The organism is Photorhabdus sp. RM322S (assembly GCF_042879395.1).
Taxonomy (GTDB): Bacteria; Pseudomonadota; Gammaproteobacteria; order Enterobacterales; family Enterobacteriaceae; genus Photorhabdus; species Photorhabdus khanii.
The window spans coordinates 1-1,036 of record NZ_JBHFKW010000131.1 but is presented as its reverse complement, the minus strand read 5'-3'; the positions used below and the strand labels follow the sequence as shown (position 1 = coordinate 1,036).

The 1,036-nt window shown below is 55.8% G+C and carries 1 protein-coding gene; it reads left to right on the top strand.

Annotated features, from left to right (window positions below):
* Nucleotides 1-1,023 (top strand): Tn3 family transposase (locus ACGF63_RS22895; RefSeq protein ID WP_387633379.1); only part of this gene is annotated, 1,023 nt, incomplete at its 5' end.
* Between the last annotated feature and the right edge of the window lie 13 nt (nucleotides 1,024-1,036).

The window sequence follows — 1,036 nt, the reverse complement described above, 5'->3', positions numbered from 1 at the left end:
TATTGGCAGCTCTCGCGCCTTGCCCGCTGGCATGTTGAAAGCGAAGCCATGAACCAGGCATTGGCAATGGTGGTGGCCGCACAGGGCAAACTGCCGATGTCACGCGTCTGGGGGATGGGCACGTCAGCATCGAGCGATGGTCAGTTTTTTCCGACAGCGCGGCATGGCGAAGCCATGAACATGGTCAACGCCAAATATGGCTCTGTTCCCGGCCTCAAAGCGTATACTCACGTAAGCGACCAGTTCGCGCCGTTCGCTTGTCAGTCGATTCCGGCGACCGTGAGCGAGGCACCGTATATTCTCGATGGACTTCTGATGAACGAGGTCGGTCGTCATGTTCGCGAGCAGTATGCCGATACAGCAGGATTCACCGACCATTTGTTCGGAGCCAGTAGCCTACTCGGCTATCAGCTCGTTCTGCGTATCCGAGATCTGCCATCGAAGCGGTTGTATGTGTTTAATCCCGATACGACACCCAAAGAGCTGCGTAAGTTGGTGGGTGGAAAAGCCCGGGAGGAGCTGATCGTTGCGAACTGGCCTGATATTTTCCGTTGTGCCGCGACGATGACCGCAGGCAAAATCAGACCCAGCCAACTCCTGCGCAAGCTCGCTTCTTACCCACGACAAAACAACCTTGCGGTTGCGCTTCGTGAGGTTGGTCGTATTGAACGCACTCTTTTCATCATTGAGTGGATCCTGGACACGGACATGCAGAGGCGTGCCCAGATCGGGCTTAACAAGGGAGAGGCCCACCATGCGCTCAAAAATGCGCTCCGTATCGGGAGGCAGGGGGAGATTCGTGATCGCACGACAGAGGGCCAACACTACCGAATCGCTGGACTTAATCTACTAACCGCGATCATCATCTACTGGAATACTGTCCATCTCGGACATGCCGTTGCGGAGCGGCGGGACGAGGGACTTGACGTTCCCCCAGAATTTCTTCCCCACATATCCCCATTGGGCTGGGCACACATTCTACTGACTGGCGAATATCTTTGGCCCAAGGAGCCGAAAGCTTAGGGGGTCATTTCGC